This window comes from Paraglaciecola hydrolytica (genome assembly GCF_001565895.1).
GTDB classification, from domain to species: domain Bacteria; phylum Pseudomonadota; class Gammaproteobacteria; order Enterobacterales; family Alteromonadaceae; genus Paraglaciecola; species Paraglaciecola hydrolytica.
In genome coordinates, this window is sequence record NZ_LSNE01000011.1 from 185,365 (window position 1) to 202,049 (window position 16,685).

Consider the following 16,685-nt stretch of genomic DNA (forward strand, 5'->3'; position numbering starts at 1 on the left):
CCTAAGTCGGTTTATAAAATGAATGTTGGTTTAATTAGCTGGTTTAAAATTAGCAGCTAATAGTTGCACTAATATTGCGTTTTGCCCATGCATGCGGTTTTCCGCTTGTTGCATCAGCAGAGATTTGTCACCGTCGATCAAACTACCGCTGATCTCCAGATCACGATGGGCTGGTTGACAGTGCAGCACATAATCTGCGCCGGTACGTGCCATTAAAGCCTCATCAATTTTATAAGCGTCGAATACTTCTTTGATTTCAGCTAATGGGGTGTTGTCACCCATGGAAATCCAGGTATCGGTGTAAAGTACTTGTGCGCCGATAGCTGCGTCCATATCAGTACTGATAGTCAGTTTGCCACCGTAAAGAGCAGCACGTTGCTGAGTTAATTCAACGATGCCGGCATCCACTTCATAACCTGCTGGTGTGATAACGATCACTTCACAGCCCAGTGCCACACCCACTAACATCAAGGAATGAGTTACGTTATTACCGTCACCAATGTAAGCTACTTTTACCTTGCTTAAATCTGGGTAATGCTCGCTAATCGTCAAATAATCGGCCACGGCCTGACAAGGGTGATACATATCACATAAGGCATTAATCACCGGCACTTTGGCTGACTCGGCTAATTCTTCTAAGGTAGAGTGAGCAAATACCCGCGCCACAATAGCATCGGCCCAACAGGCTAAATTAGCGCCCATGTCTTTAACATCTTCGCGCCCAGCCAATTTGTTTGACTGACTGTCCAAATAGACCATGTGGCCCCCCAATTTATGAATACCAATGTCAAAACTGACACGGGTACGTAATGAGGGTTTTTCAAATAAGGCCACAATAGATAAACCATCCAAGGCCTTACGATAAGCTTTAGGGTTGGCTTTTATGGTCTTGGCTAATGTGAGCAATTGCTCTAATTGAGTTTTGTCCCAGTCCTTAAATGAAAGTAAATCCTGTTTCATCAATCTGCCTTAGTCTTTTTAGAATGTGGAAGCGTAGTGCTTGTAGGTGAAATAGCAGGTGATATAAGCGTACCTACCGCCTCATGATGCAAAAAACCTAGTAGTTTAGTCGCTGATTTCCAACTTGCAATAGTCACGCTACGACCGAGACTTTCTGCCGCCGTCAACGCCGCTTGCACCTTGACTATCATGCCGTCACGGATTACGCCCTTATCAATAAGTTCGGCGATCTGTTCGCCATCAAGTTTAGTCAATAGCTCTTTATTGGCATCAAGCACACCAGGCACATCAGACAGTAAAATAAGCTCGGCATTAAGCAACTGGGCGATAACTGTCGCGGCTTGATCGGCATTGATGTTTAACAACTTACCTTCTGAGTCGGCGCCGATAGAGCTAATGATGGGTAACATTTCATTGCTGAGTAAGAGTTTAAGTAGCTGTGGATCGCCAGCCACGACTGAACCAACACGGCCAAGCTCGGGGTTTAATACTGAACCTAAACACATTTTGCCATCAGCTAAACTCAGTCCAACCGGATTTAAATCCGCTTTGATGGCTAAACCACAGAGTTGTTTATTGGCGGTACCCGCTAAGGCACCGGCAATTAAAGGCATTTGATCAGCAGGCGTGACTCGTAAACCAGCAATTTTATGGCTGGTCATGTTCAAGGCTGCCAATAGCTCTTCCACCATAGGCCCGCCACCATGCACTAACACTACACACAATTTTTGCTGTAGTTGTTTAATGACGCCAAGTAGCTCTAAAGCCAGTTCATCGGCTTGCATAAACGCGCCACCGACTTTAATTACTAAGGTATTCATAAACTTAATTCACCAAACCTAGTTGACTAGCAAAACCAAAACGTAAATTAGCACATTGCACTGCTTGTGAGGCGGCACCTTTGAGTAAATTATCAATGGCACTGGTGATCACTAAATAGCCGCTTTGGCTATCAAATTTCCAGAACAGATCACAAAATGGCGTCTGTGCTACGTCATCAATTTTCGGCCAACTTTTACGCAAACGCACAATAGGATTGCCTGCATAAGCTTGCTGATAGGCTTGATTAATTTGCTCAGCACTGACACCAGCAGCCACTTTTACTGTGATGGTGGCCAGAATGCCGCGTTTAAAGTTACCCAAATGAGGAGTAAAAATAACCTCTGTGCCTAAGTAGTTCGAAATTTCAGGCTGATGTCTGTGACCTAATACGCCATAGGCCTGCAGGCTCACTTCGGTAAAACTGCTGTTTAAGGCAGCTTTACGGCCAGCACCAGACACTCCCGATATCGCATTGATAATAGGGCGATGTTGTGAGTCTAATAACTTGGCGTTAAACAAAGGTTTTAGCGCGGTAAGCGAAGCCGTTGGATAACAACCTGGTACTGCAACCAGTGCGGCCTGTTTAATTTGCTCTTGGTGCCAGTCAGCTAAACCATAAACAGCTTGTTGTAACCAAGCACTCTGGGTGTTTTCAAAACCATAATACTGAGCAAAGACACTTTTATCTTTTAAACGAAACGCACCAGATAAATCAAAGATAACGGCTTTTTTACCGGCTAATTTATCCATCCATTCATGGCTGGCTTCATGGGGCGTCGCTAAAAAGATCGCGTCCATTTCTTCGGCAAGCGCCAACATGTCTGATTCTTTTAGGGGTAAAAGCGGTAGGTCGATTTGTTCGTATAAAAAACCATGTAAATCGCCAATGTTTTTATGGGCGTCATGACTGTTTTCTGACACATATAAAGCCGCCAAATCAAATTGACTGTGCTGTTGTAATAACAAAGCTAGCTCTGCGCCGGTATAACCACTGGCGCCAATAATACAAGTTTTAAACATGGGACAATCCTTTATTTCCTGCAAACAGGGTAGCAAATAACCAACAAAAAAATCACTCCTTACCTTTGAGCATTTATCTCAAAGGTAAGGAGTGCGCTATACGCAATCAGACTTCGACTATCGTCGATACAACATGCTGGCGAAGCTAGGCAGGGAAAACTCGGATGAAATAAAAGTGAACATATTCGTTATGAAACCAAATTAAGCTAAAGTATGACTAAAGTACTTTTAAGTGCCCTAGCCGTGTTGACAATAGAATGCCAGATGCGGGATAGTTATGCAATAAAAGTGAATAAATATATCTTAAGGATCTTATGCAACATTCATCTTTCTTAGAACATTATGCTCGTATCATTTCTACCTCTTCCATCAGCGCTTTTGATGAAAAAATAGACGAAACAAATCGGCCTATTATCGAACTACTTGCAGGTTGGTTGGCGGATTTTGGTTTTTCAATAAATATTCAGCCTGTGCCGGGTACCAATAACAAATTTAATATGCTAGCCAGCATAGGATCGGGGGAAGGTGGTTTGTTGTTATGCGGCCATTCGGATACTGTGCCTTTTGACGAAGGCCGTTGGCAGTCAGACCCTTTTAAATTGACCGAAAAGGACGACAAGTTATACGGTTTGGGTACCTGTGATATGAAAGGCTTTTTTGCGTTTATCCTTGAAGCCTTAAAAACCATCCCACTCAATAAGTTAAACAAACCTTTATACATATTAGCCAGCGCCGACGAAGAAACCTCCATGGCAGGTGCGCGCTTTTTTGCCGAGCAGCAACTGATTAAACCCTCCATGGCGATTATCGGTGAGCCAACTGAATTAGTACCCATCTACAAACATAAAGGACATATTGCCCAGAGTCTGAATATTGAAGGCAAAGCAGGGCATTCAAGCGATCCATCCAAAGGCGTGAACGCCATCGAAATTATGTATCAAGCGATAGGCCAGCTAATGGATTTACAAAGCAAACTCAAAGCTAAATATCATGACGATGCTTTTAGTGTGCCCCATGTGACCATGAACTTGGGACATATTCATGGCGGCGATGGTGAAAACCGCATTTGTGGTCAGTGTTTATTAAATTTTGATTTACGCGCGGTACCTGAATTATCCGATGAAGAAGCATTGGCGATGATAGAAGCTGCATTGGCGCCAGTACGTGAGCGTTTTCCCAATCGTTTAAGTCTGGATTTAATGTATCCAACGGCTCCCTCTTTTGCCTGTAAAGACGAGCAAAATATTATTGCCTTAGCCGAAAAACTCACAGGTAAAAAAGCCAAAAGCGCTAACTACGCCACTGAAGCGCCTTTTATTAACTTATTAGGTTGCGATACTTTGGTGTTGGGGCCGGGAAGTATCGACCAAGCTCATCAACCGGATGAGTTTATGTCCTTAGGCTATGTAGAGCCTACTGTGCGTGTACTGCAGCAATTTATACAAGGTGTTTGTATTCAGCATTAAAAGGAGTAAGTTAGACGGTAAAAAGAGACAGGTAGGGGTTTATGAATACAACAACACAAATAAATTCCGTGGATGATTTTCGGCGCCAAAGTGATTTGGATTTTATCCTTAGCGCTAGGATCGGCCTGTTAGTGCAAATATTGGGTTGGTTACTGATAGTGATACTAACCGGTTTTTACAGTAAACAACCCTTACTGACCCTACAGCTAAGCTGGCTGATTATTGTCATTTCTCTACTGCGTTTTACTCATATTGCCTTGCATCAATATTTTTATGCCAGCTCCTCGCGAATATGGATGGCGACTCACTATTTTTTATTGCTCCTGCAAGCTTTGTTTTGGTCTGGATTTTATGTTTATCAAATCAACTTAGATGCTCTTAGCCCTGCTTTGCTGGCAAGTATTTTAATGTTAGCCGTGGACAGTAATGGGGCCATATTTAGTATGCGTTCTAAATTGGTAATGACTCAAATCTATCTTGTATTAATGCTATTGCCGGCAGCAGCCATGAGTTTTGGGCAAGACAATCTGCAGTTTTTAGCTTACCTATTAATCGCTTATTGGATGTACCTATTAGCCTTTGCTTTGCGTTGTCACAAACATTACATCCTTAACCATAGCTTTCAGTTAAGTTTAATGAAAAATAAACAAGACATTGATTCAAAAGATAAAATAGATTCACTCACAAAGATTTATAATCGTCACTATTTTGAAGACTGTTTTGAATATCAATGGCAATTGGCGATACGAAATAGTACTGAGATTGCATTGCTGATGATTGATATTGATCATTTTAAAACCATCAACGAAGCCCATGGGCAAGAGTTTGGTGATCAATGTTTGGTGCATATCGCGGATGTCATCAGGCAAAGTGCCAAAAGACAAACCGACATGGTAATTCGTTATGCAGGTGAGGAGTTTGTCTTGATTTTACCCGATACCGAACAGGCCGCAGCACTGAAACTGGCCGAGGTTATTCGACATAACCTAGAGTTTGAAGAATTTCAGTGTGGTGATGACAGCCATACTATTACCGCGAGCATTGGTGTGGGCGTGGTTCAACCTAAACAGTTTTCATCACCGACGTTATTACTGCAAATAGCCGAAATGGCTTTATTTCAAGCCAAGATCCATGGACGTAATCGAGTTGAACTTGGTTAGTGTCGATTTACATAAAAAACAACAAGGTTTAACCATGCAAAAAACCATTGCCCTAGTGGCACATGATCATAAAAAGCCCGATTTAATCAAATGGGCGCTAGAGCATAAAAGTGAGCTCAGTAAACATAAACTCGTGGCAACCGGCACCACCGGTGGCCTGTTAATGAAAGCCTTGGCCCTGGATATTCATCGTTATAAAAGTGGTCCACTAGGTGGTGACCAACAAATCGGCGCCTTGATAGCCGAAAACAAACTCGATTGTTTGATCTTTTTTTGGGACCCGCTGAATCCCGCACCCCACGATCCCGATGTAAAAGCCTTATTGCGTTTGTGCTCAGTGTGGAATGTGCCGGTGGCATGTAATATGTCTACAGCGGATATGGTGATAACCTCGCCGTTGTTTTTTGATGGGAGTTATCAACGGCAATTGCCGGATCTTTAAGCATGGCCTGCGGCCACGAAGCTTATCGCTACGCGACACAGCATGCGCGGTGCTTACTTTTAAAGCATCGCTTCGCGACCGCAATCCATTGCGTTTATGACATGTCATCCCTGACATGCCAGTTACTTTTTCCCAACAGCCGCAAAAAGTAACCCAAAAGGGCCGCTCTCCAATCAACTTACTATTCCAATTTAAGCCCCAACTTGTTTTCAAACCGGTGCGGAGAGCACGTCCATATGCTCACCTCACCTTGTCCAGACATCCTGTCTGGTCATTTGACAAGTCGTGACTCAAATCGGGTAAGTTGGAGTCGAGTGTAAAGCACTTTCTTCGATTAAATTTCGTGTTGCTACATATAGCCTAATTCTGGTTAAATAAAAATTAAGGGCACGAAAATTATAGGTTTTTATGGAACGTACATTGGCAACGGTTGGTTCTGAGGTAAATACCCAAAAAATTCTAAGACGTTATTTAGATTTGCCAAAGCTTTTGGATATCTTACATTCGAAGTCTCTCTATTTTAGACGAGCAGATGGTTTTTCAGATCGTTTGGAAGGCGCGTTATTCCCATGTTTACGAAGGTCAATAGATGAAGGGTGTAAAAATGGCGCAATAAAAACAAATTCGGACGAATTTTATAGAAGAGCGAGAGAAGAGAACTTTGTAAGCTGCTGGACTATCGGTGCCAATGATAATATGGCTTTATGGCAGTTGTATGGTGGCATTAAGACTAGCGTCGCAATAACTACTACTGTTGAGAGAATTATTCATTGCGCATTAGATTGGAATGAACCTATTGATGTGCGTAAAGTAAAGTACATAAATCATAAAAAGCCTCCTAATTGTGGCATTGGGGCGCCTAGAGATGTATTGCAATTTAAGAGTGAAGCCTACAAATTCGAAAATGAACTTCGAGTCGTTGTGTCTCCACATAGGAATGTAAATCCATCAATGGGAATGCGTCTGCCATTGACAGATCTTAATAAATTAATCAGAAGTGTTGTGCTTGCTCCAGAGGCAGAGTCTAATTTTGTTGAAGCCGTTTCGGATTTATGTGTGAAATATGGACTAAAGGCTCCAGTTCGAAAGTCGAAACTTTCTTTTGTGTCAGTATGAAATTTAATAAGGTATAAATTCGAAGAAATAGGTGTTCTTCTCGACTCATTGCTCCCTGAGCACCGCTGGTTTTAAAAGGTCAAAGTGCAGGGATGCACTTTGAGTGAGAATGATGTCGGGAACATCTGCTCACGGCCTTATAAAATCAAGACGCGCAGGGATTAGAGCAATGTTGGAGAGCGGCTTCTTTTGCCTACTTTTCTTAGCTGTTGAAGAAAAGTATGGTCGGACGGCAAGGACGCCGTTAGAAAAACGCAATGGATTGCGGTCGCGCAGCGATAAATAAGCAAAGCGCATGCCCCATCGCGTAGCGATGCTTTTAAGCTTCTGCTTTTAGCAGTGTTTGCCCGCAGCGTAAACGTCCAAACACCCATCCCCCTATTGCGCCACATAAACATAAAGCCAATATCCCTGCATGAGAGCGGGCGCTGGCGATAAGCGTAATATTCATAATGGGTTGCATGGCGATTAACATGAGTCCAACTGCACTGGCGCCAGCTAAGGGGTAAAGTAGCTTAAGTGGTGAATAAAGTGTGACTAGCCATTTTTTTAACAGCGTTAGGGCGAGCAAGCCTAAAAATAAACTCAAGCTAATAATGGGTCCAAGGGTAGGGAATAAACCCTGCAGATCTTGCCAGGTCATGCGTAGTCGATCAGACCAAGAAATCACGATGCCTAAGTCACTCAAGCCATGTAAGACAAACTGACTATGCACCATGCTGGCACAGATGAAGGTGAGCAGCGATGCCGCAAAAAAATGACCAACCAGAGTAAAAAAACGCTGCATAAAGTATCTGCATAGATAGATATGATGACCATTATCATGGCACTATCGAGCTTATAACCCAATGAAAAATTTTAGTGGTGCTGAGCTTATGATATTTCCCAATAATTTTATTCGAGTATTTCACCTCTTTGTTTTTTTGCTGACACTGACCCACATTGCATTTGCGACCGTCGCACAAGCTGAACCCGCTTCCGGCAAAAAGTTTTCGGCTTATCAAGTAAGCGAAGTAGCCACTGGTTTGTCTTTTCCGTGGTCATTGGCATTTTTACCCGATGATGCTTTATTGGTGACCGAGCGCACAGGACAGTTGCGCAAAGTCGTTGCTGGTGAAGTGTCGACACCAATCGGCGGCCTACCTGATGATATTTATGTTAAAGGTCAGGGGGGGTTATTGGATGTGGTGCTACATCCTGACTATGCCCAAAACGGCTGGATTTATTTAAGTTATGCATCTGGCACAGATCAGAATAATGCCTTAAAAGTCATGCGCGCTAAACTCAGTGGACTTAAATTGCTCGAGCAACAAGTGTTGTTTACGGTTACACCAACAAAAAATACCCCTGTGCATTATGGTGGGCGTATGGCGTTTTTGCCGGATAACAGCCTGTTAATTACTAGTGGTGATGGTTTTGATTTTCGTGAACAAGCACAACTTAAGTCGAGTTTGTTAGGAAAAATTATCCGCATTATGGATGATGGTAGTGTGCCACTGGATAATCCTTTTGTTGAGAGTGGGGAGGAACTTACTTCGGCTGTAGATCATGAAAATAAGTCAATCCAATATATCTATTCTCTTGGCCATCGTAACCCTCAAGGGATTTTATATGATCCACAACGCCAGCAGATTTTTGCCCATGAACATGGTCCTGCAGGTGGTGATGAAGTTAACATCATTAAAGCGGGTTATAATTATGGCTGGCCAGTGATCACCCAAGGTCTTGATTATTCAGGCGCGCGCATTAGTCCTTTTACCGAATACCCCGGTATGCAACAACCTTGGGTTGATTGGACTCCGTCCATAGCGCCATCAGGCATGGTGATGTATCGCGGTGAGATGTTTGCTAATGCCCAAGGTGATTTACTTGCCACCTCACTCAAGTTTAAACAAGTATATTGGTTGCAATTAGAGGGTGATAGGGTACTTACGCAAACAACCCTGTTTAGTGAAATTGGCGAACGTTTGCGCGATATTCGTGTGCATCCTGATGGTAGCTTGTATTTGTTGACGGATGCAGCAGATGGAAAAATACTTCGAGTTACGGCGCTTAAATGACTAAATGCTAGTTTTATGTTTAAAAAATGTTAATTTTCAGTGTCTTATCACCAAAATCAATAGTCACTATAGTTAAACTTTAGCCTAGATGAATTTTAATTTTGCATATAAGGCTTTATACTGCATAGGTTTATTTCCTAACCTCCACCATAAGTTGTATTTCCGGAGCCAACCAAGAGGATCGTATAGTGTTAGAAGCATATCGTAAACACGTTGCTGAACGTGCAGCAGAGGGTATCCCACCACAAGCATTAACTGCCGAGCAAACTGCCAGTTTAGTTGAGTTGTTAAAAGCGCCACCGGCCGGTGAAGAAGCGTTTTTACTTGAACTAATTTCTGAGCGTGTACCTCCTGGTGTAGATGAAGCAGCCTATGTTAAAGCTGGCTTTTTAAGCGCTATCGTTAAAGGCGAAACAGAATGTGCGTTAATTTCTAAAGATGCAGCTATCCAATTACTAGGCAATATGCACGGTGGTTATAACATCGTGACTTTGGTTGATGCCTTGGATGATGTTGAATTAGCCGAGTTAGCCGCAGAAGAGTTAAAACATACTTTGTTAATGTTTGACCGTTTTCACGATGTTGAAGATAAAGCCCGCGCCGGCAACCAATATGCTCAAGACGTATTGGAATCTTGGGCCGAAGCCGAATGGTTTACCTCTCGCCCTGATTTAGCTGAAAAAATTACGGTCAGCGTATTTAAAGTGACCGGCGAAACCAATACCGATGACTTGTCTCCTGCGCCTGACGCATGGTCACGTCCGGATATCCCATTACACGCGCGCGCTGCGTTTAAAATGACTCGTGATGGTTTAACACCTGAAAAACACGGCGAAGTGGGCCCACTAAAACAAATCGAAGCCATTAAAGCCCAAGGTTACCCCGTTGCTTTTGTGGGTGACGTTGTTGGTACAGGTTCTTCACGTAAGTCAGCCACTAACTCAGTATTGTGGTTCTTCGGTGAAGATATGCCGGGCGTACCTAACAAACGTGGCGGTGGTATTTGTTTTGGTAGCAAAGTGGCGCCAATTTTCTTCAATACCATGGAAGATGCCGGTGCTTTAGTATTTGAAGCCGACGTAGAAAAAATGAATATGGGTGACGTGATCGACATCTTCCCTCTGGAAGGAAAAATCACTAACCACAAAACCGGCGAAGTGCTTGCCACTTACGAATACAAGTCAAAAGTATTGTTAGACGAAGTGCGTGCTGGTGGCCGTATTAACCTGATTATCGGCCGTGGTTTAACCGATAAAGCCCGTGAATCTTTGGGTTTACCGGCTAACGATATGTTCCGTAAACCAGAGCAACCAGCTGATACGGGTAAGGGTTATACTCTTGCTCAGAAAATGGTGGGTAAGGCTTGTGGTGTTAAAGGTATCCGTCCAGGCACTTATTGCGAACCTAAGATGACGACTGTTGGTTCACAAGATACTACCGGTCCTATGACGCGTGATGAATTAAAAGACTTAGCGTGTTTAGGTTTTACGGCTGATTTAACTATGCAGTCTTTCTGTCATACAGCGGCTTACCCTAAGCCTATCGATATCGAAACTCAGCATACTCTACCTGATTTCATCATGAACCGTGGCGGTGTGTCTTTACGTCCAGGTGACGGTATTATCCACTCTTGGTTAAACCGTATGTTATTGCCTGATACAGTCGGTACTGGTGGTGACTCACATACCCGTTTCCCTATGGGTATCTCTTTCCCTGCAGGTTCTGGTTTGGTGGCTTTTGCTGCTGCCACAGGTGTTATGCCTTTGGATATGCCTGAATCTATCCTTGTACGTTTTAAAGGTAAAATGCAGCCTGGTATCACCTTACGTGACTTAGTGCATGCCATTCCTTTATACGGCATCAAAGCCGGTTTATTGACGGTTGCTAAAAAAGGCAAAATCAATGCTTTCTCTGGCCGTATTTTAGAAATTGAAGGTTTAGATGGTTTAACTATCGAACAAGCTTTTGAATTATCTGATGCTTCTGCTGAACGTTCTGCGGCTGGTTGTACTATTAAGTTGTCACAAGATTCTATCGCTGAATATCTGACTTCTAACATCACCATGTTACGTTGGATGATCAACGAAGGTTATGGCGACCAACGTACCCTTGAGCGTCGTGCACGTAAGATGGAAGCATGGTTAGCTAAACCAGAATTGATGGAAGCCGATGCTGACGCTGAATATGTTGAAGTATTAGAAATCGACTTAAACGAAATCAAAGAGCCGATTTTATGCTGCCCTAACGATCCAGATGATGCCAAAACTTTATCTGAAGTCGCTGGCGACAAAGTTGATGAAGTCTTCATCGGTTCATGTATGACTAACATTGGTCACTTCCGCGCTGCGGGTAAATTGCTTGAGCAATATGACGGTACTTTGCCAACACGTTTGTGGATGTCTCCGCCGACTAAGATGGACGAAGCCCAGCTTAAAGAAGAAGGCTACTACAACGTTTACGCTAAAGCGGGTGTACGTACTGAAATGTCGGGCTGTTCATTGTGTATGGGTAACCAAGCACGTGTTGAACCTGGCGCAACGGTATTATCGACTTCTACTCGTAACTTCCCTAACCGTTTAGGTGATGGTGCAAACGTGTATTTGTGTTCAGCTGAAATGGCCGCTGTTGGCGCTATCGTGGGTAAAATCCCCAGTGCTGCAGAATATATGGAATATGCTAATAAGATTGAATCAATGTCGGGCGATGTGTTCCGTTATTTGAACTTCGATCGTATGCCATCGTTCAAAGCAGCTGAAGAAGAAGCTAAGAAGAATATTATTCCTACTTTGCAACTTGCCTAGTTACTAGGTAACGAGCACTTAAAAAAGCCGGAAAGAGTGTTTAGCTTTCCGGCTTTTTTTTTGCGCAAAATTTAGCACACTCAAAACTCAGACATAAAAAAAGGCCTCTAAAATAGAGGCCTTGCAAAAAGTCGACGAACCACGGGACACACACATTCGCCAACTGGTTTTTACAAACTGTGTTTTTTATACCCACCTTTCTTCACCCTTGAAACGGCAGCGTTGTTGGCTGCCATTCCAATGCTATTGGGTATAAATATCTCTATAAAGAATTAACCAAATAGTACGCGGTTAACTTTATTTTCTAACAATTCTTGCTGACCACTAACGTGTTTTGGTTGCAAGTTATTGGCAACAGCAAATTCAGCCAAGGTCGCTAAACTGTGCTCACCGTTTTGGATAGCTTTACCTAAGTTACCGCTCCAGCCTGCATAACGTTGTTTAACAAAATCAGCTAAGAAGTCTTTTTCTAAGATGGCAGCTGCTTTACGTAGAGCTAATGCTAAGTGATCCATACCACCAATGTGGCCATGGAACATGTCAGCAGGATCAGAACTTTGGCGACGTAGTTTACAGTCGAAGTTCATACCACCAGTAGTGAAACCACCTGATTTTAAGATTTCGTACATGACTAAAGTCAATTCAGGTACGTCGTTAGGGAACTGGTCAGTATCCCAACCTAATTGTGCATCACCACGGTTAGCATCTAAGCTACCAAAAATACCTAAAGATACGGCGGTAGCGACTTCGTGATGGAATGAATGGCCAGCCAATGTTGCGTGGTTAGCTTCGATGTTAACTTTATATTCGTTTTCTAAACCGAATTGTTTTAAGAAGCCATAAACCGTGGCACTGTCGTAGTCGTACTGGTGTTTTGTTGGTTCTTGTGGCTTAGGCTCAATCAACAAAGCACCTTTAAAACCGATTTTGTTTTTGTGCTCAACCACCATTTGCATGAAACGGCCAAGTTGCTCACGCTCTTGACGCAAATCAGTATTAAGCAGGGTTTCATAACCTTCACGGCCACCCCATAATACGTAGTTTTCACCACCTAAACGCTTAGTGGCGTTCATGGCGTTAAACACTTGTGCTGCACCGTAGGCAAATACTTCTGGATCTGGGCTAGTGATAGCGCCACCGGCATAACGAGGGTGACTGAATAAGTTAGCTGTACCCCATAACAGTTTCATGCCTGTTTCAGCTTGTTTTTGCTCAAGCACATCAGTAATTTCAGCGAAGTTATTCACGTATTCTTTAAGATTGTTGCCACCAGGTGCAACGTCTGCATCGTGGAAGCAGTAATAAGGGGCGTTTAATTTAGAGAAAAACTCAAAAGCAACATTGGCTTTTTCTTTAGCACGTTGCATTTCATCGCCAGCTTGTAACCATGGACGGCCAAATACACCTTGTCCAAATACATCAGAACCGTCCCAGCAGAAGTTGTGCCAGTAGCATGAAGCAAAACGTAAATGCTCAGCCATGGTCTTACCTAAAATAACTTCAGTAGGGTTGTAATGATGAAAAGCTAAAGGGTTAGTAGACCCTGTACCTTCGTATTGGATTTTGGATATGTTTTTAAAATACTCAGCCATGTGGCTCTCCTGAAATGGTCAAAATAAAATGATTACGATAGCGCTATGATGCTACTTAGCCGTAGCGCTAACAATTATGTTTTCTTAATTAGCCAGTGTGCTTTTTGTTGATATTTTGTTAAATATGCAATTTAAAACCTACCGCTAATGGTTTTCGGTTATTTGTGCACTATTTTTCGCAAACCATACTTACAAACCTTACTCACACATTAGCGGTGCGAGTTGGGTATAAAGTTTTTGAAAGGTTTGACGGCGTTTTTGCAACAAAGCTGAACGCTGTGCATTCGGTTCAAACACGGATTCAAGCTCAGGCTGTGGGCAAATTTGCTCTAAGCTTAGGGTTTTATCTGTGGCTAACTGCGCTAAACGAGCAGCACCCAATCCAGGACCGACATCGCCGCCAGTGCGATAATTTACTGGGCGTTGCAATACATCGGCCAGCAATTGGCGCCAATAATGGCTTTTTGCACCACCACCGATTAAGGTGATTTCCTCAGCTTGTGCACCCGCGGCATGTAATACTTCAACACCATCAGCAAAGGCAAAGCTCACACCTTCTAATACCGCATAGGTCAGATTGACTTGAGCCGTTGAATGGTTCAAACCAAAAAAGCTGCCACTAGCAAAAGGGTTGTTGTGTGGGGTACGTTCACCGCTTAAATAGGGCAAAAATACCGGGCAATGCTCAAGTTGAATATCAGCATTATCCAACTCGTCGAGTAAGTCTTGCACCGGACGTTTGGCAATATTGTCGGCAAACCATTGCAAACAACTGGCGGCACTTAAAATTACCGACATCAAATGCCAAGTGCCGGGCAGGGCGTGACAAAAACTGTGAACTGCAGATTCAGGGTTGGCCGTAAAACCGTCAGCTACCGCAAAATATACCCCTGAAGTTCCAAGGGATAACATGGCTTGACCGGGTTTAACGATGCCAACACCCACAGCGCCCGCTGCGTTATCACCGCCACCGGCGATGACGGGGATAGCTTGCATGCCCCAGCGTTTAGCAATATCAGCTTTTAATGTGCCAGTAACTTGCGAACCTTCGTATAAAGCTGGCATGTGGGACTCGTTTAAACCACAGGCTTGAAGTAAACCACTATGCCAGGTGCGAGCGCCAACATCTAACCACATGGTGCCTGCCGCATCTGACATATCAGAAGCAAAGTCACCCGTTAATAAAAGGCGTAAATAATCTTTAGGTAACAGCACCTTGGCAACTCTGGCAAAATTAGCAGGCTCATTTTGTTTAACCCACAGTAATTTAGGCGCGGTAAAACCTGGCATCATGATGTTGCCGGTTATGCTTCGAGACTGAGGCACTAAACGTTCAATTTCTTTGCACTGGGCTTCACAACGGCCATCGTTCCACAAAATCGCTGGACGGATAATTTGATTGTCAACATCCATCAAAGTGGCGCCATGCATTTGACCTGATAGACCTAAAGCGAGTACGCCAGACAAGTCATGTTTACCGCTTAGTTTATCCATAGCAGTGCAAAAACCTGTCCACCAATCTTGTGGATTTTGTTCCGACCAAAGTGGCTTTGGGCGGCTGACTTCATAGTGGCTAGAGCTGCTATCTACAATCTGCCCTTCACTATTTGTTAACACTATTTTAATACCAGAGGTACCTAGGTCTACACCTATAAACATACATAAGCCTCATTAAAAGTTTCACGAATTCTAGCAGAAGGAATTATTTTTAAAGACCTGTAGGATTAATTACGAAATTAAATAATGATATTTCATAATAAACCTGTTGTCTTACGTCATAGCTATATGTAACAATTATGTTGCAAAATACGAAAAAACGTAAATAGCTTCGTTGGAGTGTCTATGTATCAAGCCAAGCACAGTATCAGTCTTTTATTTAATGCCAATAAGGTTTACGACCGCCAAGTTATTGAAGGTATTGGCCACTATTTACAATCCTCTAAAGTGGATTGGGATGTTTATCTGGAAGAAGATTTTCTCGCCCGTCTCGAACATATAGAAGAGTGGGGCGGCGATGGCATTATTGCGGATTTTGATGATCCAGCCATTCAATCGGCCTTGTTAAATGCCAAGGTGCCGGTCATAGGCATTGGCGGCTCTTACTCTAATGATGAGGATTATCCCGATGTGCCCTACGTTGCTACGGATAATTTTGAAGTGGTGAAAGCCGCTTACGAACATCTTAAGAAAAAGGGTTTAGAACGTTTTGCGTTTTACGGCTTTCCGGCAGATCAAAATCATCGTTGGGCGGTAGAGCGTGAACGTGCCATGGTCAAATTATGTAAAGCAGATGGTTACGATTGTTCGATTTACCGTGGCCATCCAACTCGCCCCGAAACATGGCAATACACCATGAACCGCGTGACTGACTGGATCCAAGGTTTGCCTAATCCAGTGGGCATAGTTTCGGTAACCGATGCCCGTGCCCGCCATTTATTACAGGCCTGTGAGCATATAGGTAAACTGGTGCCCGACAGCATTTCCATCGTAGGTATTGATGACGATGATATCGCCCGTTATTTAAGTCGTATCAGTTTGAGCAGCGTGACCCAGGGCTGTTTTGATATGGGGTTCCAGGCCGCTAAATTGTTGCATCGTCATCTGGATAATCCTAATTTAAAAAATAAACGAGTATTGGTGCCGCCTGCAGGTGTATCAGAACGTCAGTCCACTGACTTTAAAGCCTTAAAAGATCCCTATGTTATCCAAGCCATGCACTACATACGGCAAAATGCCTGTCGGGGGATCAAGGTTGAGCAGGTATTAGATTATGTGGGCGTTTCCCGTTCAAACCTTGAACAGCGTTTTAGAGAAGAGCGTGGACACAGTATTCATACTGAAATTCATAATGAAAAACTGGCTAAGGCTTGCAAACTGTTAGCCGAAGAAAGCATGTCAACCAACGATGTCGCCCAAGTTTGTGGCTATCCATCCTTGCAATACATGTATGCCGTGTTTAAAAAGCATTATGACAAAACTCCCCGTGAGTTTAGGGATGGAGCGAAGTAGGCTTCTTGTCGCTACGCGACGGGCATGCGCTTCGCTTACTTTATGGCCTTCGGCCACTAAGATTATGCGCAACGCGCACTTATCGCTTCGCGACTAGGCATGCACTTCGTGCACGGAGCATGCGCTGCGCTTACCGCAATCCATTGCTTTCTTCAAGCCGCGTCCCTGCGGCTTGAGTTACTTTTTCCCAACAGCCGCAAAAAGTAACCAAAAAGGGCCGCTCTCCGACCAACTTAC

At 43.5% G+C, this 16,685-nt stretch carries 13 protein-coding genes; 7 read left to right on the forward strand and 6 right to left on the reverse strand.

The window, feature by feature from the left end; all coding sequences use genetic code 11:
- Positions 1-30 precede the first annotated feature (30 nt).
- From AX660_RS19230 to argC, 3 genes are read right to left on the reverse strand one after another with little or no spacing between them, the layout of a single operon-like run.
- The gene (locus tag AX660_RS19230) at positions 31-960 is read right to left on the reverse strand and encodes an ornithine carbamoyltransferase (RefSeq protein ID WP_068380712.1); all 930 of its coding nucleotides are present in this window, start codon (positions 958-960) and stop codon (positions 31-33) included.
- Entirely contained in the window at positions 960-1,781 is an 822-nt protein-coding gene (gene argB / locus AX660_RS19235) for an acetylglutamate kinase (RefSeq protein ID WP_068380715.1), read from the reverse strand. The genes AX660_RS19230 and argB overlap by 1 nt, the downstream gene beginning before the upstream one ends.
- 4 nt (positions 1,782-1,785) lie before the next feature.
- On the reverse strand, positions 1,786-2,802 hold the full coding sequence (gene argC / locus AX660_RS19240) for an N-acetyl-gamma-glutamyl-phosphate reductase (protein ID WP_068380718.1): 1,017 nt from the start codon (positions 2,800-2,802) through the stop codon (positions 1,786-1,788).
- A 314-nt stretch (positions 2,803-3,116) separates the two neighbouring features.
- Here argC and argE point away from each other — a divergent pair, with 314 nt between their 5' ends.
- The 4 genes from argE to AX660_RS19260 all read left to right on the forward strand — a co-directional run bounded on the left by argE (position 3,117) and on the right by AX660_RS19260 (position 6,986).
- Positions 3,117-4,268 (forward strand): acetylornithine deacetylase, encoded by a 1,152-nt coding sequence (gene argE, locus AX660_RS19245; RefSeq protein WP_068380721.1) that lies wholly within the window; start codon positions 3,117-3,119, stop codon positions 4,266-4,268.
- 41 nt (positions 4,269-4,309) lie between these two features.
- The gene (locus tag AX660_RS19250; protein ID WP_068380724.1) at positions 4,310-5,428 is read left to right on the forward strand and encodes a GGDEF domain-containing protein; all 1,119 of its coding nucleotides are present in this window, start codon (positions 4,310-4,312) and stop codon (positions 5,426-5,428) included.
- 34 nt (positions 5,429-5,462) lie between these two features.
- Positions 5,463-5,870, forward strand: coding sequence for a methylglyoxal synthase (locus tag AX660_RS19255; protein ID WP_068381185.1), 408 nt, complete (start codon positions 5,463-5,465; stop codon positions 5,868-5,870).
- 408 nt (positions 5,871-6,278) lie between these two features.
- A complete protein-coding gene (locus AX660_RS19260) occupies positions 6,279-6,986 on the forward strand; it encodes a hypothetical protein (RefSeq protein WP_068380727.1) in 708 nt (235 codons plus the stop codon).
- A gap of 319 nt (positions 6,987-7,305) precedes the next feature.
- Here the strand turns inward: AX660_RS19260 and AX660_RS19265 are convergent, their stop codons facing one another.
- The gene (locus tag AX660_RS19265; RefSeq protein WP_068380730.1) at positions 7,306-7,773 is read right to left on the reverse strand and encodes a hypothetical protein; all 468 of its coding nucleotides are present in this window, start codon (positions 7,771-7,773) and stop codon (positions 7,306-7,308) included.
- A gap of 61 nt (positions 7,774-7,834) precedes the next feature.
- On the opposite strand from AX660_RS19265, the gene AX660_RS19270 reads away from it, so the two are divergent.
- On the forward strand, positions 7,835-9,046 hold the full coding sequence (locus tag AX660_RS19270) for a PQQ-dependent sugar dehydrogenase (RefSeq protein ID WP_235594792.1): 1,212 nt from the start codon (positions 7,835-7,837) through the stop codon (positions 9,044-9,046).
- A gap of 188 nt (positions 9,047-9,234) precedes the next feature.
- Complete coding sequence (gene acnB, locus AX660_RS19275; protein ID WP_068380733.1) at positions 9,235-11,847, forward strand: bifunctional aconitate hydratase 2/2-methylisocitrate dehydratase; 2,613 nt, start codon at positions 9,235-9,237, stop codon at positions 11,845-11,847.
- A 272-nt stretch (positions 11,848-12,119) separates the two neighbouring features.
- Here acnB and xylA read toward each other — a convergent pair whose 3' ends face one another.
- Positions 12,120-13,439 carry a xylose isomerase gene (xylA, locus tag AX660_RS19280; protein WP_068380735.1) on the reverse strand — a complete coding sequence of 440 codons (1,320 nt, stop codon included), beginning with the start codon at positions 13,437-13,439 and terminating at the stop codon, positions 12,120-12,122.
- A gap of 198 nt (positions 13,440-13,637) precedes the next feature.
- Positions 13,638-15,098 (reverse strand): xylulokinase, encoded by a 1,461-nt coding sequence (gene xylB, locus AX660_RS19285; RefSeq protein WP_068380737.1) that lies wholly within the window; start codon positions 15,096-15,098, stop codon positions 13,638-13,640.
- A gap of 183 nt (positions 15,099-15,281) precedes the next feature.
- Here xylB and AX660_RS19290 point away from each other — a divergent pair, with 183 nt between their 5' ends.
- Positions 15,282-16,448, forward strand: coding sequence for a XylR family transcriptional regulator (locus AX660_RS19290; RefSeq protein ID WP_068380740.1), 1,167 nt, complete (start codon positions 15,282-15,284; stop codon positions 16,446-16,448).
- Positions 16,449-16,685: the final 237 nt, after the last annotated feature.

Excerpts from the sequence above, each read along its gene's own strand:
- AX660_RS19230 (WP_068380712.1), bottom strand. The coding sequence starts at position 960 with ATGAAACAGGATTTACTTTCATTTAAGGACTGGGACAAAACTCAATTA.
- argB (WP_068380715.1), bottom strand. The coding sequence starts at position 1,781 with ATGAATACCTTAGTAATTAAAGTCGGTGGCGCGTTTATGCAAGCCGAT.
- argC (WP_068380718.1), bottom strand. The coding sequence starts at position 2,802 with ATGTTTAAAACTTGTATTATTGGCGCCAGTGGTTATACCGGCGCAGAG.
- argE (WP_068380721.1), top strand. The coding sequence starts at position 3,117 with ATGCAACATTCATCTTTCTTAGAACATTATGCTCGTATCATTTCTACC.
- AX660_RS19250 (WP_068380724.1), top strand. The coding sequence starts at position 4,310 with ATGAATACAACAACACAAATAAATTCCGTGGATGATTTTCGGCGCCAA.
- AX660_RS19255 (WP_068381185.1), top strand. The coding sequence starts at position 5,463 with ATGCAAAAAACCATTGCCCTAGTGGCACATGATCATAAAAAGCCCGAT.
- AX660_RS19260 (WP_068380727.1), top strand. The coding sequence starts at position 6,279 with ATGGAACGTACATTGGCAACGGTTGGTTCTGAGGTAAATACCCAAAAA.
- AX660_RS19265 (WP_068380730.1), bottom strand. The coding sequence starts at position 7,773 with ATGCAGCGTTTTTTTACTCTGGTTGGTCATTTTTTTGCGGCATCGCTG.
- AX660_RS19270 (WP_235594792.1), top strand. The coding sequence starts at position 7,835 with ATGAAAAATTTTAGTGGTGCTGAGCTTATGATATTTCCCAATAATTTT.
- xylA (WP_068380735.1), bottom strand. The coding sequence starts at position 13,439 with ATGGCTGAGTATTTTAAAAACATATCCAAAATCCAATACGAAGGTACA.
- xylB (WP_068380737.1), bottom strand. The coding sequence starts at position 15,098 with ATGTTTATAGGTGTAGACCTAGGTACCTCTGGTATTAAAATAGTGTTA.
- AX660_RS19290 (WP_068380740.1), top strand. The coding sequence starts at position 15,282 with ATGTATCAAGCCAAGCACAGTATCAGTCTTTTATTTAATGCCAATAAG.